The 23011-nt window shown below is 70.5% G+C and carries 25 protein-coding genes; 6 read left to right on the forward strand and 19 right to left on the reverse strand.

The genetic code is table 11. The annotated features are described in order from the left end of the window. Positions 1-48: 48 nt before the first annotated feature. From ACSU6M_RS13045 to ACSU6M_RS13070, 6 genes are all read right to left on the reverse strand, one after another. Positions 49-801 (reverse strand): MBL fold metallo-hydrolase, encoded by a 753-nt coding sequence (locus tag ACSU6M_RS13045; protein ID WP_437069743.1) that lies wholly within the window; start codon positions 799-801, stop codon positions 49-51. Between the two features lie 236 nt (positions 802-1037). Continuing rightward, on the reverse strand, positions 1038-1679 hold the full coding sequence (locus ACSU6M_RS13050; protein WP_437069745.1) for a hypothetical protein: 642 nt from the start codon (positions 1677-1679) through the stop codon (positions 1038-1040). Further along, complete coding sequence (locus tag ACSU6M_RS13055) at positions 1676-2356, reverse strand: hypothetical protein (RefSeq protein ID WP_437069747.1); 681 nt, start codon at positions 2354-2356, stop codon at positions 1676-1678. Before ACSU6M_RS13055 ends, ACSU6M_RS13050 begins: the two co-directional genes overlap by 4 nt. Beyond that, positions 2353-2844, reverse strand: a complete 492-nt coding sequence (locus ACSU6M_RS13060) for a hypothetical protein (protein WP_437069749.1) — start codon at positions 2842-2844, stop codon at positions 2353-2355. Before ACSU6M_RS13060 ends, ACSU6M_RS13055 begins: the two co-directional genes overlap by 4 nt. Beyond that, positions 2822-4123: a putative T7SS-secreted protein gene (locus ACSU6M_RS13065; RefSeq protein ID WP_437069751.1), complete on the reverse strand. Its 1302-nt coding sequence runs from the start codon at positions 4121-4123 to the stop codon at positions 2822-2824. The genes ACSU6M_RS13060 and ACSU6M_RS13065 overlap by 23 nt, the downstream gene beginning before the upstream one ends. Positions 4124-4126: 3 nt before the next feature. Then, positions 4127-4441, reverse strand: coding sequence for a hypothetical protein (locus ACSU6M_RS13070; RefSeq protein ID WP_437069753.1), 315 nt, complete (start codon positions 4439-4441; stop codon positions 4127-4129). Positions 4442-4628: 187 nt separating this feature from the next. Here ACSU6M_RS13070 and ACSU6M_RS13075 point away from each other — a divergent pair, with 187 nt between their 5' ends. After that, positions 4629-5039: a type II toxin-antitoxin system PemK/MazF family toxin gene (locus ACSU6M_RS13075; protein ID WP_437069754.1), complete on the forward strand. Its 411-nt coding sequence runs from the start codon at positions 4629-4631 to the stop codon at positions 5037-5039. A 33-nt stretch (positions 5040-5072) separates the two neighbouring features. Here the strand turns inward: ACSU6M_RS13075 and ACSU6M_RS13080 are convergent, their stop codons facing one another. The 7 genes from ACSU6M_RS13080 to clpS all read right to left on the reverse strand — a co-directional run bounded on the left by ACSU6M_RS13080 (position 5073) and on the right by clpS (position 9889). Next, a complete protein-coding gene (locus ACSU6M_RS13080) occupies positions 5073-6023 on the reverse strand; it encodes a PLP-dependent cysteine synthase family protein (RefSeq protein ID WP_437069756.1) in 951 nt (316 codons plus the stop codon). A gap of 6 nt (positions 6024-6029) precedes the next feature. Continuing rightward, positions 6030-6308 carry a MoaD/ThiS family protein gene (locus ACSU6M_RS13085; RefSeq protein ID WP_437069758.1) on the reverse strand — a complete coding sequence of 93 codons (279 nt, stop codon included), beginning with the start codon at positions 6306-6308 and terminating at the stop codon, positions 6030-6032. 118 nt (positions 6309-6426) lie between these two features. Then, positions 6427-6522: a putative leader peptide gene (locus tag ACSU6M_RS13090; RefSeq protein ID WP_343234080.1), complete on the reverse strand. Its 96-nt coding sequence runs from the start codon at positions 6520-6522 to the stop codon at positions 6427-6429. A gap of 103 nt (positions 6523-6625) precedes the next feature. Further along, positions 6626-7048 carry a Mov34/MPN/PAD-1 family protein gene (locus tag ACSU6M_RS13095; protein ID WP_437069760.1) on the reverse strand — a complete coding sequence of 141 codons (423 nt, stop codon included), beginning with the start codon at positions 7046-7048 and terminating at the stop codon, positions 6626-6628. A 145-nt stretch (positions 7049-7193) separates the two neighbouring features. After that, positions 7194-8612, reverse strand: a complete 1419-nt coding sequence (locus tag ACSU6M_RS13100) for an amino acid permease (RefSeq protein WP_437069762.1) — start codon at positions 8610-8612, stop codon at positions 7194-7196. A gap of 353 nt (positions 8613-8965) precedes the next feature. Next, positions 8966-9559 carry a DUF2017 domain-containing protein gene (locus ACSU6M_RS13105; protein WP_437069764.1) on the reverse strand — a complete coding sequence of 198 codons (594 nt, stop codon included), beginning with the start codon at positions 9557-9559 and terminating at the stop codon, positions 8966-8968. A 12-nt stretch (positions 9560-9571) separates the two neighbouring features. Beyond that, positions 9572-9889 (reverse strand): ATP-dependent Clp protease adapter ClpS, encoded by a 318-nt coding sequence (gene clpS, locus ACSU6M_RS13110; protein WP_019757729.1) that lies wholly within the window; start codon positions 9887-9889, stop codon positions 9572-9574. A gap of 56 nt (positions 9890-9945) precedes the next feature. Here clpS and ACSU6M_RS13115 point away from each other — a divergent pair, with 56 nt between their 5' ends. Both ACSU6M_RS13115 and ACSU6M_RS13120 read left to right on the forward strand, forming a co-directional pair. Then, positions 9946-11277: a nicotinate phosphoribosyltransferase gene (locus tag ACSU6M_RS13115; RefSeq protein WP_437069766.1), complete on the forward strand. Its 1332-nt coding sequence runs from the start codon at positions 9946-9948 to the stop codon at positions 11275-11277. 85 nt (positions 11278-11362) lie between these two features. Beyond that, positions 11363-11950: a nicotinamidase gene (locus ACSU6M_RS13120; RefSeq protein WP_437069767.1), complete on the forward strand. Its 588-nt coding sequence runs from the start codon at positions 11363-11365 to the stop codon at positions 11948-11950. Here the strand turns inward: ACSU6M_RS13120 and ACSU6M_RS13125 are convergent. Both ACSU6M_RS13125 and ACSU6M_RS13130 read right to left on the reverse strand, forming a co-directional pair. Beyond that, a complete protein-coding gene (locus tag ACSU6M_RS13125; RefSeq protein ID WP_437069768.1) occupies positions 11943-12278 on the reverse strand; it encodes a hypothetical protein in 336 nt (111 codons plus the stop codon). The two genes, ACSU6M_RS13120 and ACSU6M_RS13125, sit on opposite strands and share 8 nt — an antisense overlap. A gap of 122 nt (positions 12279-12400) precedes the next feature. After that, positions 12401-14755 (reverse strand): immune inhibitor A domain-containing protein, encoded by a 2355-nt coding sequence (locus ACSU6M_RS13130; protein ID WP_437069770.1) that lies wholly within the window; start codon positions 14753-14755, stop codon positions 12401-12403. Between the two features lie 417 nt (positions 14756-15172). On the opposite strand from ACSU6M_RS13130, the gene ACSU6M_RS13135 reads away from it, so the two are divergent. Continuing rightward, a complete protein-coding gene (locus tag ACSU6M_RS13135; protein ID WP_437069772.1) occupies positions 15173-15436 on the forward strand; it encodes a hypothetical protein in 264 nt (87 codons plus the stop codon). A gap of 49 nt (positions 15437-15485) precedes the next feature. On the opposite strand, the gene ACSU6M_RS13140 is transcribed toward ACSU6M_RS13135, so the two are convergent. Further along, positions 15486-16223: an RDD family protein gene (locus tag ACSU6M_RS13140; RefSeq protein WP_437069774.1), complete on the reverse strand. Its 738-nt coding sequence runs from the start codon at positions 16221-16223 to the stop codon at positions 15486-15488. Positions 16224-16386: 163 nt separating this feature from the next. Beyond that, a complete protein-coding gene (locus ACSU6M_RS13145) occupies positions 16387-18192 on the reverse strand; it encodes an RDD family protein (protein ID WP_437069775.1) in 1806 nt (601 codons plus the stop codon). A gap of 253 nt (positions 18193-18445) precedes the next feature. Here ACSU6M_RS13145 and ACSU6M_RS13150 point away from each other — a divergent pair, with 253 nt between their 5' ends. Then, positions 18446-18922: an SsgA family sporulation/cell division regulator gene (locus ACSU6M_RS13150; protein WP_437069776.1), complete on the forward strand. Its 477-nt coding sequence runs from the start codon at positions 18446-18448 to the stop codon at positions 18920-18922. A 17-nt stretch (positions 18923-18939) separates the two neighbouring features. Here ACSU6M_RS13150 and ACSU6M_RS13155 read toward each other — a convergent pair whose 3' ends face one another. Beyond that, complete coding sequence (locus tag ACSU6M_RS13155) at positions 18940-20346, reverse strand: FAD-binding oxidoreductase (RefSeq protein ID WP_437069778.1); 1407 nt, start codon at positions 20344-20346, stop codon at positions 18940-18942. A 92-nt stretch (positions 20347-20438) separates the two neighbouring features. Between ACSU6M_RS13155 and ACSU6M_RS13160 the strand changes: the two genes are divergently transcribed. Continuing rightward, positions 20439-21839: a tetratricopeptide repeat protein gene (locus tag ACSU6M_RS13160; RefSeq protein ID WP_437069780.1), complete on the forward strand. Its 1401-nt coding sequence runs from the start codon at positions 20439-20441 to the stop codon at positions 21837-21839. Here ACSU6M_RS13160 and hppD read toward each other — a convergent pair. After that, positions 21836-22981 carry a 4-hydroxyphenylpyruvate dioxygenase gene (hppD, locus tag ACSU6M_RS13165; RefSeq protein WP_437069782.1) on the reverse strand — a complete coding sequence of 382 codons (1146 nt, stop codon included), beginning with the start codon at positions 22979-22981 and terminating at the stop codon, positions 21836-21838. The genes ACSU6M_RS13160 and hppD overlap by 4 nt on opposite strands. Positions 22982-23011: the final 30 nt, after the last annotated feature.

Below are 23011 nucleotides of genomic sequence, written 5' to 3' on the forward strand. Positions count from 1 at the left end.
AAGGCCCCCGGAGCCAGGCTCCGGGGGCCTTCCCGTCTGTGAGGGGCCTCAGATCTCGTACGACGTCCTCGGCGCCGCCAGTTCCACCGGACCGTCGTACACCGCGCGGGCGTCGGCGAGGTTGACCTGGGGGTCGGTCCACGGGGGGATGTGGGTGAGGACCAGGCGGCGGGCACCGGCGCGGGCGGCGGTCTCCCCCGCCTCGCGGCCGTTGAGGTGCAGGTCGGGGATGTTCTCCTTGCCGTGCGTGAACGCGGCCTCGCACAGGAAGAGATCGGTGTCGCGGGCGAGTTCGTCGAGGACCGGCGTGACACCCGTGTCGCCGGAGTAGGTCAGCGACCTGCCCCCGTGCTCGACCCGGATGGCGTACGCCTCCACCGGATGGGCCACCCGCTCGGTGTGCACCGTGAACGGGCCGAGCTCGAACGTGGACGGCTTGACCGTGTGGAAGTCGAAGACCTCGCTCATCGAGGACGCGGACGGCGTGTCCGCGTAGGCCGTGGTCAGCCGGTGTTCCGTGCCCTCGGGTCCGTACACCGGGAGGGGGGCGCAGCGGCCGCCGTCGTGCCGGTAGTAGCGCGCGACGAAGTACGCGCACATGTCGATGCAGTGGTCGGCGTGCAGATGGCTCAGAAAGATCGCGTCAAGGTCGTAGAGACCGCAGTGGCGCTGCAGCTCGCCCAGGGCGCCGTTGCCCATGTCGAGGAGCAGCCGGAAGCCGTCGGCCTCGACGAGGTAGCTCGAGCAGGCCGATTCCGCGGACGGGAACGACCCCGAGCAGCCGACGACGGTGAGCTTCATGAAGCAGAAACCTCCGCTGGCGGGTGTGAGAACGGGGGTCGTGCGGTCCGTCGAGCGTAAGGCGCAAAACGTCCGGTCGCTCCTCCGCCAGGGGCCGTTGTGGGCGAACTCACCTGTGCGGCGCTGCCATACGGGCTACCCGACGCTCAGCTGTTCGAGCCTCATCCGAGGGCCCGAGGCAAGCTCCCCTGCCTTCGCTCTCCACCATGCGCCGACGACGAGAATCACGGGGCCTTTCAGGCGTCCGCTTCCTCGTCCGGGCTGATCCGGATGGTCCGGGCGAATTCGTCGATGTCGTCGAGCGCCCGCAGGATCCGGCCGGCGTCCGGATCGGCCAGGATGATCAGGACGTCCGCGGCTTCCGCGTCCTTCTCGTAGCGCCAGGCATAGCGCAGGCCGACGTGCACCTCGTTGCTGTCCTCGTCCTGGTAGTAGCGCAGCACCCGCAGGCCGGTTCCCAGATGCGGCGAGTGGAAGTCCTCGACGATGGGGGGCTCGACGGTGTAGCTCGCGTCGGCGTGGGTCAGTTCACGCAGTGCCGTCTCCCGGTCTTCACCCTCCTCGATCTCCACCAGGTCGACATACGCAGGAAGCGGGATCTCCCGTGGGTGTGGGAGATGGAGGAAGACCTCGAAGTCCGGAAAGGCCGCCGGGGCTCTGAGGGCGTACATCGACAGGATGTCGGCCAGCAGGTCGACCTCGCCCGGTTCCGGCTTCTCGGACGCGAAATCCTCCCAGAGGCCCTCGGCGAAGTAGCGTGCCCAGGCCTCAGGCGTCTGCGCCTCCTCGACGTCCTCCAGACCCGGCTCCGGCCACATGAGCGGGATGCGGATCCAGGGGGAGAGGTCCATGACGTGCTTGACGTTGAGCCAGCTCACTCGTAACTCCATTTGAACGTGCCGACCACCGCGTCGAACAACTCGACCAGCACGTCGGTGAACTCACTGTCGATGTCGCCGTCACCCGGCGTGGAGAAGGTGATGCTGATCCAGCGACCGGAGTCGCCCGCCACAGGGATCACATAATCCACCCGCCGCGTCGGCAGGGCTGCCGGCTGTACGTCTCCGGAGGCGGACCCCTGCTGCTCCTCGTCCACGGCGGAGGCGTAGTCCCGCCGGAGCGCTGGTTCTCCTGCCACCTCGACCATGGCCGCTGTTCCGCCGGGGACGCCCTCGTCGGCCAGCTGAGCGATCACCGCCTGCGGCGGAACCGAACGGTCCTGGCCGATCGGCATCTCGGCGACGATGAACGACGCCATGAGGAAGATTCCCCCGCGCGGGAGCACCGGAAGATAGAGGTCGAGGCCGCCGTTCCTCCTGGCAGCGCGGGCCTGCTTCTCCAGCCGGCGGCGCATGTCCAGCCGGAAGCGCATCGCCGCGTCCCGGGGAATGCCCTCCGGGACTTGCCCCATGTGCGTGAAGAGGACCTTCTCGAGTGCCTCCTTCGTGCCCTCCCGCAGGGGGATACGGACCCAGCCGGGCGGCAGAACGAGCTCATAGCGCCGGGGAACGGTCGCCTCGACGCGGGGCGGCTGCCCCAGTCCGGACGCGCTCACGCACGCGCCTGCTTCTTGAGCTGCCGATCGGCCAGGAGGATCGCCAGAATGGAGAGCACGGACACCACGGCCAGCCGGCTGTAGCCGAGTGCCAGGAACACGTTGGGGATCAGGAACAGGAAAGCAACGATCTTGATCGTCTGGGAGAAGTTGGCGCCCTTCCGCGGGTCACGGATCAACTCTCGGTACTTGATGAACAGGAGCAGCATCAGAACGGGTCCAGCCATCATCGGCCAGGCCGCGTAGCCCGTGGTGAGCCAGTCCATCCCCCCATACTCGCTTCCGAGGTCCTGGAAGGCGAAACAGAGGATCGGCGTCAATGTAAACGCGGCAAGGAATTTCATGGCCCGAGACTCTTCTGGGCCTTTCGCCGGGAACGGTGCCACTGTCTGCTTCTCCAGAATAATTGTCGTCGAACTCTGCTCTACCTGACGGCTGCCAATCGCTTGCCTTACGCGGAAAATTTCACCAGCGGCTCCCGACTTCACGCGTCAGAACATCCTTGGCGTCTCCGTACGCGTCCCCGCCGAATTTTTCCCCAGCCTTGTCCCCGAGGTCGACAGAGGTGGCTGCGAGGTAGTTCAAGCGGAACTTCATCGCCGCCTTGTCCATTGCGTCGGCCGCCCTCACCACATCCGGATTTCCGCCGAACTCGTTCCGCATCGCCTTGGCGAACTTGCTCGCGCTGACGACTTCCTTGTCGCCGCCCAGCAGGCGTTCCAGCCGGGTGGTCGCGGGCCGTGTTTCCTCCGAGCCGATCCGGCGCAGCGCGTTCTTCGCGCGGAGCGCCTTCGCGCCGCGGACCGAGTCGGTGCCGTAGCGCGTGATGTTCTTGTCGAGCAGCTTGCGCAGGTTCGCGTACCGCTTGAAGCGTTCCGCCCTGCTGGCGGCCTTGAGGGAGGTCGCCGCGGCCTTCACGCCCTTCATCGCGATGCTGCCGAACCCCAGCGTCGCCAGCGCGAAGACGTCCATGGCGACGTCCGCCCAGTTCCCCTCGCCGGAGAGGGCCAGCAGCACATGACCGGCGGTGACGAGGCCCGTGAGGCTGAGGGCGGACACCGTGACGAGGGTCGCCACCCATCCGACCGGTGTGCAGAGGAGGGCGATGACCCCGATGGCGGTCGCTGCCCAGCTCAGCGCTTCAACGACGCCCTTGATCGTGTCGGCGTGCTCGTGCACCAGGTCCTTGAAGTTCTCCCACCTGCTGTCCTTGATGATGTCCGAGATGTCATCACCGATGAGTGAGGCGTAATGCCCGGCGCGGGAGTCGCGGTCGGAAGTGATCTGGTTGAGCTGCTTGTGGTACGGCGCCAGGTGACCGAGGGGATCGGAATCCTCCGACGGCTTCTTCGCGCCGTCCTCGCCATTGCTCTTGGCCTCGGCTTCCTTCTTCCTCACCTCGGCGGCGTGCTCCTCGTCGGCCTGCTTCGCGGCTCGCAGGACGCTGTCGGCCCGCTCCTGGAAACCCTCCAGTTCGTCGGCCCACCCTTTGAGGTCGCCGACCACACGTTCGTAACGGGCGGCCGTCTCGCGGAAGCGCTTTTCGAGGTCGCCGGACTTCTCACGGATCGCGTCGGCGTACTCGCCCCGCAGTGCCTCGCCGTCGGCGGCCTTGCGCAGGGTCTCGGCCTGGGCGCGGAGGGTCGAGGCGAGATCCGACATCCTCTTGACCTCGGTGCGGATGTCCTCCGGATCACCGGGGATCGGGTCCTCCTCTGCCAGCGGGTGCCAGTCGACCGGTCGACGCCTGCCCCTGCCTGCACCCATCGGTCAGTTTCCCCCTTTGTGCCCGCTCTTCTTCTCGGCCGCGTTCTTGAGATCGAGGTCCAGCTTCTCGAAGCTCTTGAGTGAGGTCTCTACTTGCTTGCCCAGATCCTCGACGTTCTCGAGGAGCTCACGCCGATAGTTGTCCCAGTTGTCGACGAACTTGTCCATCTTGCCGGCGATGGCGGAATGGCCCCAGATATCACGTATGTCATCGCGGTGTTCTTCGATGCCTTTGAGGGCTTTCTCGATGTCCCTCAGATTCGTCTTCGAAGACCGCAGCAGTGTGTAGTCGACCACCAGGCGGTCATGTTCCCCCATGAGCCCCTCCGTCTGCCGAGGGGCGGCAGCCCCCGGGCCTTCCCTCGCGAAAGCGGACACCGCTTCATGTGGTTCTGCGACGAGCGTGATGCTAGCCGATGGGGATGCACCGGTTTGTGCTGGACCGGGGGCGCACACAGGCCGCGGGAGCGCGCGGGGTGGTGGGTGCGCCGGTACCTTCGTCGGTATGGACACGTCCTGGTGGCTGGTGCTCGGGGCGGTGGTGGTCGTCGCCGCCGTGGCGCTGCTGGTGTGGCGGAGCCGGGCCGTGCGGGCGGCCTCGGTGGAGCGGCCGCGGCCTGCGGAGATCTGGTGGGCGAACGTGCCGTTCGAGGACGGGCCGGGGGCGAAGGACCGGCCGTGTCTGGTGCTGACGGTGCGGGGGCGCCGGGCCACCGTCGCGAAGATCACCAGCCGGTTCCGGGACGAGCGGGCCGGGGTGATTCCGCTGCCGCCGGGCGCCGTCGGCGATGCGCAGGGGCGGGCCAGCTTTCTGGAGACCGACGAGCTGCGCGAGGTTCCGGTGGCCGAGTTCCGCAGGAAGGTGGGGGTGATGGACCCGGTGCTGTGGGACCAGGTCCGTCACCTCGCGACGTAGCGGCCGCCCCGCCGGGGCGTCACCCGCCGGGCGTCACGCCCAGAGCTGGCCCTGGAGGGTCTCGATGGCCTCCTCCGTCGTCGCGGCCGTGTAGACGCCCGTCGACAGGTACTTCCAGCCGCCGTCCGCCACCACGAAGACGATGTCCGCGCTCTCCCCCGCCTTCAGCGCCTTCCTGCCCACGCCGATCGCGGCATGCAGGGCCGCGCCCGTCGAGACGCCCGCGAAGATGCCCTCCTGCTGGAGCAGCTCGCGGGTGCGGGTCACCGCGTCGGCCGAGCCGACGGAGAAGCGGGTGGTCAGCACCGACGCGTCGTAGAGCTCCGGTACGAAGCCCTCGTCGAGGTTGCGCAGTCCGTACACCAGGTCGTCGTAGCGCGGCTCCGCGGCGACGATCTTGACGTCCGGCTTGTGCTCGCGCAGGTAGCGCCCGACGCCCATCAGGGTGCCGGTGGTGCCGAGGCCCGCGACGAAGTGGGTGATCGAGGGCAGGTCGGCCAGGATCTCCGGGCCGGTCGTCGCGTAGTGGGCGCCGGCGTTGTCGGGGTTGCCGTACTGGTAGAGCATCACCCAGTCGGGGTGCTCGGCGGCGAGTTCCTTGGCGACCCGCACGGCGGTGTTGGAGCCGCCCGCGGCCGGCGAGGAGATGATCTCCGCGCCCCACATCCCGAGCAGGTCCCGGCGCTCCTGGGAGGTGTTCTCGGGCATCACGCACACCATGCGGTAGCCCTTGAGCTTGGCCGCCATGGCCAGGGAGATGCCCGTGTTGCCGGAGGTGGGCTCCAGGATCGTGCAGCCCGGCGTGAGGCGGCCGTCCTTCTCCGCCTGCTCGATCATGTGCAGGGCCGGGCGGTCCTTGACCGAGCCGGTGGGGTTGCGGTCCTCCAGCTTGGCCCAGATGCGGACGTCGGCGGACGGCGACAGCCGCGGCAGGCGCACCAGAGGGGTGTTGCCCACCGCGGCCAGCGGGGAGTCGTAACGCATCGCCGGTCAGGCCATGCCGCCGGCCACGGCCGGCAGGATCGTGACGTTGTCGCCGTCGGTGAGCTTGGTGTTGATGCCGTCGAGGAAGCGGACGTCCTCGTCGTTCAGGTAGACGTTGACGAAGCGGCGCAGCTGCTCGCCGTCCACGATCCGGGCCTGGATGCCCGCATGCCGGGTCTCAAGGTCGGCGAACAGGTCGGCGAGGGTGTCACCGCTGCCCTCCACCGCCTTCTGACCGTCGGTGTACTGGCGGAGGATGGTGGGGATGCGGACCTCGATGGCCATGGCTGTGGGCTCCTGTCGGGAGTAGGTGACGTCGGTGGGCGCGCGGCAGCGCAGGGGAGGCTTCAGAAGTGGTGCGGTGAGCGCCGCGGCTCCACGGCCGTACGGCGGCAGGGCAGCGTCAACAGATGGAGCTGGCGAGCCTGCACAGGTCGACGTGCAGCCGCGCCACGAGCAGCATGCCCGGCGTCTTGTCGCTCACGTCGTTCAGAACCATGGGCTCATCGTATCGATTCCCGTACCGGGTCCCGGAGTGTGATTCCGCATGACGGACGGAATCCGTCCAGCATGCGGGATGAAAGCCCGGAATCAGCCCGGAATCAGTACGACTCCACCACCGTGACCTCCTCCTCCGTCACCTCTCCGTCGACGATCCGGAACGAGCGGAACTGGAAGTCGCCGAGTCCGTCGGTGTCCGCGGTGGACACGAGGACGTAGTGGGCACCGGGCTCATTGGCGTAGGAGATGTCCGTCCGGGACGGGTACGCCTCGGTCGCTGTGTGGGAGTGGTAGATGACCACCGGCTCCTCGTCGCGGTCGTCCATCTCGCGGTAGAGCTTGAGGAGATCGCCGGAGTCGAACTCGTAGAACGTGGGCGACATGGCGGCGTTCAGCATCGGGACGAAGCGCTCGGGGCGGTCCGAGCCGGCCGGGCCCGCGACCACGCCGCACGCCTCGTCGGGGTGGTCCTTGCGCGCGTGGGCGACGATCTGGTCGTAGAGAGCCTGGGTGATGGTCAGCATGCCCGCCAGGATAAGCAGAAGGGCCGTTCCGTACCGAGGGATGGTACGGAACGGCCCACATGCCGGACGTCCTTGAGCGGCTGCCGCCGGGGACGCCACGAGTGTCCCCGGCGGCCGGACGTCCGCTGGGCGAACGCCTGGGAGGTCAGCCGACCTTCTCGAACTGCGGCTCGCGGCGCTCGGCGACCTGCGGGTTGCGCGACTTCAGCACCATCCAGCCGATGCCGAGGGCGGCGGCCCAGCCGGCCATCACATAGAGGCTGACGCGGGCGTCGGAGTCGTACGCGATCAGACCGGTGACGAAGAGCAGGAACGCGATGGCCACGTAGGAGCACTTCGCGCCGCCCGGAGCCGGGAAGGAGGAGGCCGGCAGCCGGCCCGCCTCGACCGCGCGGCGGTACAGGACGTGGCTGACCAGGATCATCAGCCAGGTCCAGATGCCCGCGCCGGTGGCGACGGAGGTGACGTAGCCGAACGCCTTCTCCGGGACGACGTAGTTCAGGACCACGCCGATGCCCATGAAGCACACCGAGACGAAGATGCCGAGGGCCGGGGTCTTGGTCGAGGACAGCTTCTGGAAGACGCCCGGGGCCTCGCCGCTGGACGCCAGGTTCCGCAGCATGCGGCCCGTGGAGTACATGCCGGAGTTGCAGGAGGACAGGGCCGCGGTCAGCACGACGAAGTTGACGATGCCGGCGCCGGCCGGGATGCCGATCTTCGCGAAGGCCGCGACGAAGGGGCTGACGCCCTCGGCGAACTCGGTCCACTTGACCACGCAGAGGATGACGGTGAGGGCACCGACGTAGAACAGCGCGATACGCCAGGGCAGGGTGTTGATCGCCTTGGGGAGCGTCTTCTCCGGGTTCTCCGACTCACCGGCCGTGACACCGACCAGCTCGACCGCGAGGTAGGCGAACATGACGCCCTGGAGGGTCATCAGGGAGGAGCCGATGCCCTTGGGGAAGAAGCCGTCGTAGGCCCACAGGTTGGAGACGGCGGCCGTGTCGCCGGCGGAGCTGAAGCCGAAGGTCAGCACGCCGAGACCGATCACGATCATGCCGATCAGGGCCGTGACCTTGACCATCGAGAACCAGAACTCCAGCTCGCCGAAGAGCTTGACGGAGATCAGGTTCACCCCGAACAGGATCACCAGGAAGACCAGTGCCGTGACCCACTGCGGGATCTCGGGGAACCAGTAGTTCACGTAGATCGCGGCGGCCGTCAGCTCGGCCATGCCGGTGACGACCCACATCAGCCAGTACGTCCAGCCGGTGAAGTAGCCGAAGAACGGGCCGAGGAACTCGCGGGAGTACTCCGCGAAGGAGCCCGAGACCGGGCGGTACAGCAGGAGCTCGCCGAGCGCCCGCATGATGAAGAAGATGATCACGCCGGCCAGGGCGTACATGAGGATGAGACTGGGACCGGCCTTGGCGATGTTCGCCCCGGCCCCCAGGAACAGGCCGACGCCGATGGCGCCGCCGATCGCGATCATCTGGACCTGACGGCTGCCGAGCCCGCGCTCGTAGCCCTCTTCAGGAGCCTCGGTGACCTTCTCAGAGGTCATGTGTAGTGCGCCTTTCTCCATGGCCGAACCGGGCCTTTCGTCGGCCGCGGATCGGATCTCGATCCCCCCGGATTGATGGAGCTGAGCAGACTGTGCGGGCCTGCCCATTGCCTGGCCGGCGGTCGCCGGCTCGGTGGCGCACCCGGACGAAGACATGGGTGGTGTTCGCCGGGCGGTCGTGAAGATTTATCACGCCCGCAACACTGATCGCCCGGGCCGCTTGTGACGCACTGCACAGGAAGAAGCGGACTAATCGGACATAAACGGGGCGTAAGTGGCCGCTTCGTTGACAGGATCGTTATCCGGATCTGAGCGTCCGCTGAGCGAACGCGACCCAGGTCACACCGGGACGATCAGGGCATCAGTGTCGAGACGAGCGTCTCCTGGAGTCCGCCCAGCCACAGGTACGCCATCACCATCGGCTTGCGCGGGTCCTCGTCCGGGAGCCGGTAGAGCAGATCGGTGTCGTCCTCGTCGGTGATCTCCAGCCGGGAGCCGATCGCGAGGCGCAGGTCGTTGAGCGCGCCCAGCCACTGCCGGGACTCCTGCGGCGACAGCTTCAGCACCGCCCCGCCGTCCCCGGCCGGGGTCAGCGCGTCCAGGGTGCGGATCACTCCGAGGGCGTTCTCCCGCTTGCCCGCCCTGAGGTCGTTCTCGGTGTAGCGGCGGAACTCGGCGGAGTACGCCTTCTGCTCCTCGTCCTCCCGCGGGGCCTCCGGGTCGCTGTAGGCGTCCGGGAACAGCCGGCGCAGCACCGGGTCGGACGGGGGCTCGCTGGGCCCCTCGGCGAACAGCTCGGCGAGCGGGTCGGCGTCGGCGTCCTCGGCGGGGCCGGGGCCGATCAGCTCCAGGAGCTGGACGGTCAGCGACCGGATGATGGAGATCTCGACGTCGTCGAGGGCGACGGCCGCGCCGCCGCCGGGGATCGGTTCGAAGGTGCCTGGCATCGGGGAGGTCGTCTACTTCCGGTCCTGCTGGAGGGTGGCCCACAGACCGTATCCGTGCATCGCCTGCACGTCGCGCTCCATCTCCTCGCGGGTCCCGCTGGAGACGACCGCCCGGCCCTTGTGGTGGACGTCGAGCATGAGCTTGGTGGCCTTGTCCTTGGAGTAGCCGAAGTACGTCTGGAAGACATACGTCACATAGCTCATGAGGTTGACCGGGTCGTTGTGGACGATCGTGACCCAGGGGACGTCGGGCTCGGGTACGGCGAAGACCTCCTCCGCCGACTCGGTGCGTTCGATCTCTAGGGGCGCGGGTGACGTCACACAGCCCATGCTGCCACGCACACGATAAATCGTCACACTGACGAAATGGGGGTAGCATGCTTGCCATGAACACAGCGGACCTTGGGCTGCCGGTGGATGTTCCCTCGACGGCGCTCTTCACGGACCAGTACGAACTGACGATGCTGCAGGCCGCCCTGAAGGCGGGTACGGCGGACCGCCGGTGCGTCTTCGAGGTCTTCACCCGCCGCCTGCCCGAGGGGCGCCGCTACGGGGTCGTGGCGGGCACCGGGCGGGTCCTGGACGCGGTCGAGAACTTCCGTTTCGACGCGGATGTGCTGGGCTTTCTGCGTGAACGCGGGTTCCTCGACGAGGAGACCCTCGAATGGCTCGCCGGTTACCGCTTCTCGGGTGACATCTGGGGCTACCCCGAGGGCGAGGTGTACTTCCCCGGCTCGCCGATCATGCGGATCGAGGGCTCGTTCGCCGAGTGCGTGCTCCTGGAGACGGTGATCCTGTCGATCCTCAACCACGACTCGGCGATCGCCGCGGCCGCCTCCCGGATGTCCTCGGCCGCCGGTGACCGCCCGCTGATCGAGATGGGCGCCCGCCGCACCCACGAGCTGGCCGCCGTCGCCGCCGCCCGCGCCGCCTACGTCGGCGGCTTCACCTCCACCTCCGACCTCGCCGCCGGCTTCCGCTACGGCATCCCCACCGTCGGCACCTCCGCGCACGCCTTCACCCTGCTGCACGACCGCGAGCGCGACGCCTTCCAGGCCCAGGTGGACTCCATGGGCCGCGGCACGACCCTGCTGGTCGACACCTACGACGTCACCGAGGCCGTCCGGACGGCCGTGGAGGTCGCCGGGCCCGAGCTCGGCGCGGTGCGCATCGACTCCGGCGACCTGCTGCTGGTCGCGCACCGGGTGCGGCAGCAGCTGGACGAGCTGGGGGCCCGGGACACGAAGATCATCGTGACGTCCGACCTCGACGAGTACGCGATCGCCTCGCTGGCCGCGGCGCCGGTCGACGCGTACGGCGTCGGTACGCGGCTGGTGACCGGGTCGGGGCATCCGACCTGCTCGATGGTGTACAAGCTGGTCGCCCGCGCGGAGTCCGGGGACCCGACCGCGCCGCTGGTGCCGGTCGCGAAGAAGTCCACCGGGGGCAAGACGTCCATCGGCGGGCGCAAGTGGGCCGCCCGGCGGCTGGACGCGGAGGGGGTGGCGGAGGCCGAGGTCGTCGGCACGGGGGCCGTCCCGGCGGAGCTGGCGGACCGGCAGCTGCTGGTCGAGCTGGTCAAGGGCGGGAACGTGGTGGCCCGCGAGCCGCTGGACGTGGTGCGGGAGCGGCATGTGGCGGCGCGGAACGGGTTGCCGCTGTCGGCTACGCAGCTGTCTCGGGGGGAACCCGTCATTCCTACCGAGTACGTGCGCTAGGGGAACTCCCCGAAGGCCCTCTCCCGCACCCCGCGTTCAGTCACTAGGCTCTATGAGTTCCAGCCCTCAGCGAAGGACACCTGCCATGCGCCGCGCTTTGATCGTCGTCGACGTACAGAACGACTTCTGCGAGGGGGGCAGTCTGGCGGTGGCCGGTGGGGCCGATGTGGCCGCCGCCATCACCGAGCTGATCGGGCAGGCGCCGGCCGGGTACCGGCATGTGGTGGCCACTCGGGACCACCACATCGCGCCCGGCGGGCACTTCGCCGACAATCCGGACTACGCGCACTCGTGGCCGGCGCACTGCGTGGCGGGGACGGAGGGCGTGGGGTTCCATCCGAACTTCGCGCCGGCCGTGGCCTCGGGCGCCGTCGACGCGGTGTTCGACAAGGGGGCCTACTCCGCGGCGTACAGCGGGTTCGAGGGGACCGACGAGAACGGCACCCCGCTGGCGGAGTGGCTCAGGGAGCGCGGGATCGACGAGGTGGACGTCGTGGGCATCGCCACGGACCACTGTGTGCGGGCCACCGCGCTGGACGCGGTGCGCGAGGGCTTCCGTACGCAGGTGCTGCTGGACCTGACCGCCGGGGTGGCCGGCGAGAGCACCGACCGCGCGCTGGAGGAGATGCGCGCGGCCGGGGTGGAGCTGTCGGGCAAGCCGGTCGTCAGCTGACCGGGGCCGCGGGGCGTCTGAGCAGGGCCCGGATGGGGTGCCAGAGCTCGGTGGCGACGGTGACACCGTTGTCCGGGGCCGTCCGCCATATCAGGCCGTCGGGATGGTGCAGGACGGCCGTGATCTCGTCCGGGGTGGGCGGGGCGGCGTTGCCCCGCAGATAGACCGCCCTCAGGCCCAGGTTGCGCAGCCTGGTCAGGGCGCGCGCCCGGTTCTGGGCGAGGACGAGGACCCGCACCCCGGCGGGGCCCTCGACGGCGGGGCTGGGCAGGTTCAGCGCCACCACCACGCTGCCGTTCGGCAGCTTGCAGAAACCTCCTGCGGCCATGCAGTCACACCCCCGTGCGTACCGGTGTCAATAAGAAATCCACAGCACGCACCTAAACACGATCGGCGGCAACCCGCCAGGGGGTTACCGCCGATACGCGCCTGACCTGCGAAAACGCTGTTCTACTTGGCCGCGGGCGACACCTGGAGGATCATCCAGGAGCCGTTGACGGCCTCCTGGCGGATCTGGATCTTGGTGTTGGTGTCAGTGATCTTGACGCCCACACGCGGGTTCGCCGGGTCGTAGTAGGTGCTGGTGCGGTCGTTGAAGACCGACACGCCCTTCGACGACGGGATCGTGGTCGCCACGTCCCCCTTGTGCAGGGTCATGCCGTCCGTCCGGTACAGGCTGAACGGCGCGTCGTAGGACTGGATGCGCGCGCGCATGTAGCTGCCGTCGGACCACTTCAGCTGGGTCGGGTGGGAGTCGACCGGGAGCAGCAGACCGACACCGGGGTGCTGGCTGGTGTTGTTGTCCTTCTGGGAGGTGTCCCACTTCCAGATCAGCAGACCGTTCTGGTACGCGTAGTGCTCCACCCACGAGGGCTTCGAGGCGAAGCCGAAGTTGTACGGGCCGACCTTCAGGGTCTTGTCGTACGACACGTACTGGCGGTTCTCCGCGATGTAGAACTGGTCGTACTCGTTGGTGAAGGAGGCGCCGATGCGGTCGAAGCCCTTCTTCGTCCAGCCGGCGTCGTCGCCCTCGGCGGTGTCCGTGAACAGCGCGGTGCCGTCGGCCACGACGGAGATGTTGTCGGCCGCGAAGCCCTTCAGCGCCACGCCGCCGTCGCTCTGGTAGCGGAAGCGCAGGTCGAACTTCTTGCCCGCGTAGGCGTCCAGGGAGTACGACAGCTTCTTGTAGCCGTCGACCGTGCCGGTCAGGGCGGGCTTGCCGCTGCCGTCACGGGTGATCGGCTGGCCGTCCACCGTGCCGTCCAGGGCGGTCCAGTTGGCGCCGCCGTCGGTCGAGACCTCGGTGTAGAGGTAGTCGTAGTCCTTCTCGATCTCGTACCAGCCGTCGAGGGTCAGCGCCGCCGACGTCTTGCCGGTCAGGTCGACCGAGCGGGTCAGGGTGTTGCGCAGGTCGTCGCCGCTGCCGCTCCACCACTGCTTGGTGCCGCCCGCGGGGGCGACGATCTCGGTGGTGACCTTCTTCTTCGGCAGGGTCACGATCAGGGCCTGGGCGTTGCGGTTGTTGTACTCCGCGACGCCGAGCTTGTGACGGGAGTACGAGGCCGCCTTGGCGGTCTCGTAGTCGAGCCAGCCGAGCTGGAGCTTGTCCCAGGCGGTCATGTCGCCGGGCAGGTCGCCGATGGCGTCCTTGCCGGTGCCGAGCCAGGAACCGGAGGACATCAGCGTCCAGAACCCGGTGGAGTTCTCGCCGCCGTTGGTGTCGTAGTGGTCCGGCAGACCGAGGTCGTGGCCGTACTCGTGGGCGAAGACACCGAGGCCGCCGTTCTCCGGCTGGATGGTGTAGTCGCCGACCCAGATGCCGGTGTCGCCGATCTGGGTGCCGCCGAGCTTGTTGCCCTCGGGGCCGGTGGCGCCGGCGTCGGTGCCGAAGGCGTACCAGCGGTGGGCCCAGATCGCGTCCTCGCCCTGCGCGCCGCCGCCCGCGGACTCGTCCTCACCGGCGTGGACGATCTGGAAGTGGTCGATGTAGCCGTCGCGCTCGTTGAAGTTGCCGTCGTTGTCGTGGTCGTAGCGGTCCCACTGGTCGTACTCGGCGAGCTTGGCCTTGATCTCGGCGTCGGTCTTGCCGGCGGCCTTCTGGCCGGCGACCCACGCGTTGACGCCGTCCTGCACGGCGAACCAGGCGCAGTTGTCCGGGTCGCACTTGTTGGAGCCGTAACGGGCCTCGTTGTAGGGGACCTTGACCCAGTCCTGGACCTCGCCCTCGATCGAGTAGCGGCCCGAGGACTGCTTCTCGTAGTAGGTCTTCATCGAGGCGAAGCCCTCGCCGAAGTACAGGTCCTGGAAGTGCTCGCGGCTGTAGTCCGCCTGCCAGGCCGTGCTGTTGTCCTGGGTGCGGTCGGGCTGCGCGATCTGGTTGTGCAGCGGGCCGGGGGTGCCGCCGTAGCGGCTGTCGATCTGGTCGCCGAACTCGACCAGGATCGTGAAGATCTTGTCCGTCTTCTCGCGGCCGAGCTCGACGTACTTGTTGCCCCGCCGGCTCTCCAGCTCGACGACCTTGGAGCCGCCGCGCTGCTGGATGTCCGCCTCGCCGGATATGACCTGCTTCAGGGCCTCTTCGCGCTGGGCGGCCTGGGTCTTGGTGAACGGGCCCTCGAGGTCGTGCTCCTCGCTGTGGGCCTTGGGGGCCGCCGGGTCCCGGCGGTCCGCGGCCGGCGCCTTGGCGGTGCCTGCCACGTCGGCCGAGTCGGCCTGGGCCACGGCGAACGTGGAGATCGTCGCGGTGGCCGCGGCGAGCGCGACGGCGGTCGCCGCGGCTCTGTATGTCCAGGGTCTGCTGGTCACTTGAGATCCTCCCCCGCGTCCGGGCACGCGGGAGGAAGGGCCTTGGTCACAAGAGGGGCGCCCGCGCGCGCGTGATCGACGCGTGTAGTCAAGTGACGACATTGGACTAGAGGTTGCCCGGAAAAGACAGACCTTGACTTGAGCAGGTCAAGTGCACTATGCGGAGTTCCCGTTGCGCTCAGCGGACGTTCCGCCCGACGTCGAGGCATATTCAACAGGCGCATGCGAGCGTCCACTTGCTGGACACCATGACTCGGTGCGCCCCCTGTGCACCGGCACTGTTGGTCAGGTCACGCTTACCGCTCGTTCCGCTCGGGCATCCACGCGAAGAGAATGTCCAGTGGCGGAACGCCCGGAAATGGGCGGAAAGCCAGGCCGACCCCCCGTCTCGCCCCCGCTTCCGAGGACACGATTGCCATGCCTCGTCCGACCGCCGCACAACTCGCCTACGGTTCGTGCACCGTGATCCTGTCCGCGCTCGCCCTGCTGCTGCTGTCCGGGACCACTTCGGCCGTGGGGATCGCCGTCGTCGCCGTCGCGGCGCTCGCCCTCGGGCTGCTGGTCGCCCTGGCCCTCCCGGCGCACCGGGCCGCGGGCCGGCCACGCCCGGCCGCGGTGGCGCAGCCCTCCCCCGCACAGCAGGAGCCGGTGGCGGCCGCGTCGGTCACCGCCGACAACTGACAGCACGCCAAAGGGGCGGACCGGTCAGGTCCGCCCCTTCCGCGTGCGCTCAGGCGTTGGTGCTGACCACCACCGTCTTGGCCGCCTTGTCGTGCAGGCCCTGTTTGTAGGGCTTGTCGAAGAAGCTCCAGCCGCCGCAGATCGCCGTCCACAGACAGGCGCAGCAGAAGGCGAACGGGATCCACAGCACCGCCGCGCGGATCAGCGCGGTCTGCACCGAGGGCGTCGAGCCGTTGTCGAGGTGGGCCACCCGCAGGCCCAGCCACTTCTTGCCGAGCGTCTGGCCCGTCCTGGCGATCATGAAGGTGTCGTACGCCATGTAGAGGACGGCGGCGATCACGGCCTGGGTGAGCGAGCTGCCGACCTCCACCTCGTCGGCGTTCACGTCGTAGTTGTCGGCACCGAAGCCCCAGGTGAGCAGCCAGACCACCAGGCCGACGAGGATCATGTCGACGATCCTCGCGAGCGTGCGCCTGCCGCTGTCGGCGAGCGGGGGCATGCCGGCGAGGGGGTCGGCGGGGTAGTCGCCGCCGCCGTAGGGACCGCCGCCGTAAGGGCCACCGCCGTAGGGGCCGCCGCCTCCGTAGGGGCCGCCTCCGTACGGGCCGCCGCCGTAGGGGGGTTGACCGCCGGGCGGGGGCTGGCCGCCGCCCGGCGGAGGCTGCGCACCGCCGCCCGCGGGCGGGCCGTACGGCGAGCCCGCCCCCTCGCCGGGTGGTGGCTGCTTCCTGAACGGGTCGTCCTCCGGCGGCTGGCCGCCGGAGCCGGGGGGCGGTTCGGTGCTCATGGCCCGAGTGGACCGCGGCGGCACCGGCCGCGCATCCGGCGCGCGGCCGTCCGGGCTACCGGATCACCCGGATCCCGCCGTGGGGTGCGCTCGCTCCGCCACGACGGGAGTCCTCACGCGGCTTCCGCCGCGGGGCGCGCGCACCCCGCTCCGACGGAAGGGCTCACCCGGCGACGAAGGTGTGCGCGGCCTTGTCGTGCCAGCACTGCCGCCAGGGGCGGTCGACGAGGCACCACAGGACGCCGACGAGACCGAAGAGGAGCAGTCCGGGGACGCTGTAGACCAGCCAGCGGCGCAGGGCCGCGCCGAACGTCGGGGGCTCGTGCGCCTCGATGTCCCGCACCTCGATGCCGAGGGCCTTCTTGCCGAGGGTGCGGCCCCACTTGGCCATGGGCAGCGCCTCGTAGAGGACACCGGTCAGCAGCAGGACGCCGAGGATGATGCCGAGGTACGTGGATGTGGTGCCGTCCAGCAGCCAGACGGTGACCGTCTGGCCGGACTGCTTGGCCGCGTCGATCTTGCCCTGGAGGTGGTCCGCCGCCCTGGCGCCGAGCGGGACGGCCGCCACGGCGGTGACGCCGAGGACGACGACGGTGTCGATCAGCCGCGCCGCCAGCCGCTTGCCGAGCGCCGCCGGACGGGCCGCCGCCTGGCGCCGTGCGGCCGCCTGGAAGGGGTCCTCCACGGGCGGCTTCCAGGGCGCGACCGGCTGCTCCTCCGCCGTCCCTCCCGCGAGGCGGTGGACCTGCTGGGCCCAGGAGGACTGTCCGCCGCCGGGGCCGCTGGTGACGGGGCCGACGGCGGCGGGTACGGGGGCGGGCTGGGGCAGTCCGGCCGACTGCGGGGGGACGCCGGGGGCGGCCTGCTGGGGGCCGGAGAGGGAGGAGGGGGCGGAGGAGGCCGAGGGGGCGACGGGTGCCGAAGGGGCGGAGGGAGTGGCCGTCGGGGCGGGGTGCGCGGCGGAGGGCGCCTGGGCGCCGCCCTGCTGTCCGGCCGCTCCCGCGGGGCCCTGCGCCGCGGGGCGCTCGGCGGCGGCCTTCCCGGCGTCGAAGCCGGGGGCACCGGTACGCGGGGGGACGGCACGGAAGGTCATGGTGCCCTCGTCGGAGGGACCGGGACGGGACCCGGCACCGCGCCCCGCGCCCGCGGCCGCCGCGGAACCGCCCGCGAACCGGGGCCCGGCCGCGTCGTCCGCCCCGGAGGCAGCGGCACCCGAACCGGTGACGCCGGAAGCCCCGGCAGCGCCCGGCGAGGCCGTTCCCGCGCCCTGGTCGTCGCCGCGCGTCGGGCGGCGGAAGACGAAGGTGTTGCCGCTGTCGGCGGCGGGCGCGTCGGCGGGGACCCTCGGATCGGCTCCCCAGGAGACGCGGCGGTCCTGGTCGCCGCCGAAACCGGACTGGTGGGCGCGGTCGGCGCCCCACGCGGAGGCCGGTTCCGGACGGCCGTCGGACGACTGCGCGGGCTCCGGGTCCTCGTCGAAGAAGTGCGGGCCGGTCTCCTCGACCGAGGCCGGGGGCGCAGAGGGCCCGGAGACCGGGGACACCGAAGGCCCGGAGGCCGGGGGCACCGAAGACCCGGAGGCCGCCGAAGACCTGGAGGCCGCCGCGGCACCGTGCGCGGCCGAAGCCGCGGAGGCAGCCGAAACACCGGGGGCCACCGAGGACCCGGTGGCCGCCGAAGACCCCGGCGCGGCCGGCGCCCCGGAGCCCGACGCGGCGCCGGAGGTCGCCGAAGGGCCGTGCGCCGTCGGCAGCGGGGAGCCGGGCGGGGCGGACGCGCCGCCCCCGCGCGTCCGCGGGACCACGCCCGGCGGCGGGGTGAGCGGCTCGCCGTCGGACGGCGCCGGGCGGCTGGTGCCGGGCACCCAGGCAGAACCGTTCCAGTAGCGGACGTATCCGGGAATGGAAGGGTCCGGGTAGTAGCCCTCGCGGGGCCGGTCGTCACCGGGGGCCGGGGTTGGGGCGCTCATGTCCGTCGTCCCGTATCTGCTCGGGGGTGGGATGGGGGCCTCCACATCTATCAGACCGGCGCAACCGGCAGGGCGTGTCCCGCAGGACCCACTCCTTTCCGGGCAACGCCGTGCGCCCCCTTCACCCGGCCCGGAAAAAAATTTCTCAGAACCCGCGTAATGCTCCGGGCCCACCCCGCTCTCCACTCGTACGGGCCCGCCCCTGGGTCCCCGACCGAGCCGTACGACAGACCCGTACGAGAGAGGAACGGCCATGCACCAGACCGTCGTGGAGCGCGAGCTGGAGCTCAAGCTCATCCTGTCGCCCGAGCGCAGCATCCCGGTCCCGGCCCGGCTGAGCTACCGCACCGACGACCCGTTCGCCGTGCACATCACCTTCCACATCAACTCCGAGCACCCGGTGAACTGGACGTTCGCCCGCGAGCTGCTGGTGGAGGGCGTGTTCCGGCCGTGCGGGCACGGGGACGTGCGGGTGTGGCCGACGAAGGTGAGCGGGCGCAGCGTCGTCCTGATGGCGCTGAGCTCCCCGGACGGGGACGCGCTGCTGGAGGCGCCCGCCGCGCAGGTGTCGGCCTGGCTGGAGCGGACGCTGCGGGTGGTGCCCCCCGGCACCGAGGCGGAGCAGCTGGGCATCGACGACGGCCTGGCCGAGCTGCTCGCCCCCACTCCGGCCGACGACCTGTGGCTGCGGGACCCCTGGCCGTCGGACGAGTCCAAGGACGGGGAGTGAGCCGCCTGCCGGACGGGTCAGAAGAGCTTGCCCGGGTTGAGGATGCCGAGCGGGTCGAAGACCTGCTTGATCTGCCGCTGCATCTCCACGCCGACGGGTCCGATCTCGCGCGCCAGCCACTCCTTCTTCAGGACGCCGACGCCGTGCTCGCCGGTGATGGTGCCGCCGAGCTCCAGGCCGAGGGCCATGATCTCGTCGAAGGACTCGCGGGCGCGCCGGGAGGCGTCGGGATCGGCGGCGTCGAAGCAGACGGTGGGATGGGTGTTGCCGTCCCCGGCGTGGGCGACCACGCCGATGGTGAGGGCGTACTTCTCGGCGATGCGCTCGACGCCGGTCAGCATGTCGCCGAGGCGGGAGCGGGGCACGCACACGTCGTCGACCATCGCCGTGCCCTGGAGCGCCTCCAGCGCGGTCAGCGACAGCCGGCGCGCCTGGAGCAGCAGTTCCGACTCGGCGGCGTCGTCGGCGGGGACGACCTGGGTGGCGCCGGCGGCCTCGCACAGGGCGCCGACGGCGGCGAGGTCGGCGGCCGGGTCGGGCGTGTCGAACGCGGCGAGCAGCAGCGCCTCGGTGCTGTCCGGCAGGCCCATGTGGGCGAGTTCGTTGACCGCCTTGACGGTCGTACGGTCCATCAGTTCGAGGAGGGACGGGACGTGCCCGCCGGCCATGATCCGGCACACCGCGTCGCACGCGGCCGCCGCGGAGGCGAACTCGGCGGCCAGGACGAGCTGCTGCGGCGGCCGGGGTTTGAGGGCCAGGGTCGCCCGTACGACGATGCCCAGCGAGCCTTCCGAGCCGACGAACAGCCGCGTCAGGTCGTACCCCGCGACGCCCTTGGCGGTGCGGCGGCCGGTGGACATCAGGCGGCCGTCGGCGAGGACGACGTCCAGGCCGAGGACGTACTCGGCCGTCACCCCGTACTTGACGCAGCACAGTCCGCCGGACGCGGTGCCGATGTTGCCGCCGATGGTGCACTGCTCCCAGCTGGAGGGGTCCGGCGGGTAGTACAGGCCGTGTTCACCGACCGCGCGGGACAGCGCGGCGTTGACGACGCCCGGTTCGACGACGGCGACACGGTCGACCGGGTTGATCTCCAGGATGCGGTCCATCCTGACGAGGGACAGCACGATGCAGCCGTCGGAGGCGTTGGCGGCGCCGGACAGGCCGGTGCGGGCGCCCTGCGGGACGACGGGGACGCGCAGTGCGGTGGCGGTCCGCATGACGTGCTGGACCTGTTCGACCGTGCGGGGCAGGACCACCACGGCGGGGGTGCCGGCCGGACAGAAGCTCGCCATGTCGTGGGCGTAGGAGGCGATGACGTCGGGGTCGGTCAGGACGGCCTCGGCGGGCAGGCCGGTGCGCAGCCGGTCGGTGAGGTTGCCCTGCGCCTCGTCGGGCGCGGCTTCGATACGGCTCATGATCACAGCGTGGCACCCGGGGCCATCGGTGTGAACCCCGTGGGCGGCGGCCCTCGGCTGCCCGGGTGGGGTCGTCGTACTGACGCACAGTGAGCGGCATGGACAGCGAGGAGAAGGCACGACGGCTACGGGAGCGCCTGGCGACGGGTGTGGTCGTCGGGGCGCTCGTGGGGTGTCTGGTGCTCGGCGGGACGCTGATGGCGCTGCCGCCGGAAGAGGGGCGGGATGTGGCGCGGGGGGCGCCGGGGCCGGTGGCGCTGGCGCGGACGGCGGTGACCGCCGGGGTGCCGGCCGCGCTGCCCGATCTGGCGGTGCTGATCGCCGACCGGCAGGGGCATCTGCGCAGGCATCCCGGAGACGCGCAGTCCTGGGCGGTGCTCGGGGCGGCGTATGTGGAGCAGGGGCGGCGGCTGGCCGACGCCCGGTGGTATCCGCGGGCGGAGCGGGCGCTGAGGACCTCGCAGCGGCTGCGCGGGGGCGCGCAGGCCCTGGAGGGGCTGGCGGTGCTGGCGAACGCGCGGCGGGATTTCCGGGCCGCGCGGGTTTACGGCGAGGCCGCGCTCAAAGCGGAGCGGAAGCGCTGGACGGCGTACGGGCCGCTGATCGAGGCGTGTACGGGGCTGAACGACCACAAGGCGGCGAAGCAGGCCCTCGACCGGCTGCTGGAGCTGCGCTCGGATCCGGTCGTGCGGGCGCGGGCGGCGGCGGTCTACCGGGACCGGGGCTGGCGGGAGGACGCGGCGGCGGCGCTGTCGGACGCGGCCGCGGCGGCGCGCACCCCGGCCGAGCGGGCGGCGTGGCTGGAGCGGGGCGGGCAACTGGCGTTCGAGCGCGGGGACCGCGCGTCGGCGCTGAGGCACTTCCAGGAGGCGCTGCGCACCGACCCCGACCAGCGGGCGGCGCAGGCCGGGCAGGGCAGGGCGCTGGCGGCGCTGGGGCGCACCACGGAGGCGCTGGCCGCGTACCGGGCGGCGCTGGCGAAGCAGCCGGTGCCCCAGTACGCGCTGGAGCTGGGCGAGTTGTACGAGTCGCTGGGGCTCGGGCAGGCGGCGCGGGTGACGTACGACCTGCTGCGCGCGCGGGTGCGGGCGGCGGCCGCGGGCGGGGTGGACGAGGAGCTGGTGCTGGGCCTGTTCGAGGCGGACCACGGGGATCCGCGGGCGGCGGTGCGGCGGCTGCGGGCGGAGTGGCGCCGGCAGCCGGGGATCGCGGTGGCGGACGCGCTGGGCTGGGCACTGCACCGGGCCGGGGAGGACGAGGAGGCGCTGGGGTTCGCGCTGCGGGCGACGGACAAGGAGCGCGGGGGCGGGGTGCGCAGCGCGCTGCATCTGTTCCACCGCGGGGTGATCGAGCGGGGCCTGGGGATGTCCGGTCCCGCCCGGCGGCACCTTGAGGAGGCGCTGCGGATCAATCCGTGGTTCTCTCCTCTTCAGGCGCCGGTGGCCCGCCGGGCGCTGGACGCGCTGGGCGAGCCACCTGAGACGCCGCTCCCCCGTTAGAGGTTGCCGCGCTTGGCCTGCTCGCGCTCGATCGCCTCGAACAGGGCCTTGAAGTTGCCCTTGCCGAAGCCCATGGAGCCGTGCCGCTCGATGAGTTCGAAGAACACCGTCGGGCGGTCCTGGACCGGCTTGGTGAAGATCTGCAGCAGGTAGCCGTCCTCGTCGCGGTCGGCGAGGATCTTCAGCTCGCGCAGGGTCTCGATCGGCACACGGGTGTCGCCGACCCACTCGCCGAGGGTGTCGTAGTAGGAGTCCGGGGTGTCGAGGAACTGGACGCCGGCCGCGCGCATGGTGCGGACGGTGGCGACGATGTCGTTGGTGTTCAGCGCGATGTGCTGGACGCCGGCGCCGCCGTAGAACTCCAGGTACTCGTCGATCTGGGACTTCTTCTTGGCGATGGCGGGCTCGTTGATCGGGAACTTGACCTTGAGCGTGCCGTCGGCCACGACCTTGGACATCAGCGCGCTGTACTCGGTCGCGATGTCGTCGCCCACGAACTCCTTCATGTTCGTGAAGCCCATGACCTTGTTGTAGAAGCCGACCCACTCGTTCATCTTGCCGAGCTCGACGTTGCCGACGCAGTGGTCGATGGCCTGGAAGGTGCGCTGGGCGGGCGGCTCGACCATCGGGGCGGCGGCGACGTAGCCGGGCAGGTAGGGGCCGTCGTAGCCGGAGCGGTCGACCAGGGTGTGGCGGGTCTTGCCGTAGGTGGCGATCGCGGCGAGGACGACGGTGCCGTGCTCGTCCTTCAGCTCGTACGGCTCGGCGACGGAGGTCGCGCCGTGCTCGATGGCGTAGGCGTACGCCTTGCGGGCGTCGGGGACCTCGATGGCGAGGTCGATCACGCCGTCGCCGTGCTCGGCCACGTGCTCGGCGAGGAAGTGGCCCCAGGGGGTGCTGGCCTTGATCACCGAGGTGAGCACGAAGCGGGCCGAGCCGTTCTCCAGCACATAGCTCGCGGTCTCACGGCTGCCGTTCTCCGGTCCGGAGTACGCGACCAGCTTCATGCCGAAGGCGGTGGAGTAGTAGTGCGCCGCCTGCTTGGCGTTGCCCACGGCGAAGACGACCGCGTCCATCCCCTTGACCGGGAAGGGGTCGGCCTGCCGGGCGGTGTCGGGAGTGTGGTGTGTGGTCTGCGTCATAGCCGAAGCCTCGCGCCACCCTGCAAGGTG

The sequence above is a fragment of the Streptomyces sp. enrichment culture genome (genome assembly GCF_964272895.1).
Taxonomy (GTDB): domain Bacteria; phylum Actinomycetota; class Actinomycetes; order Streptomycetales; family Streptomycetaceae; genus Streptomyces.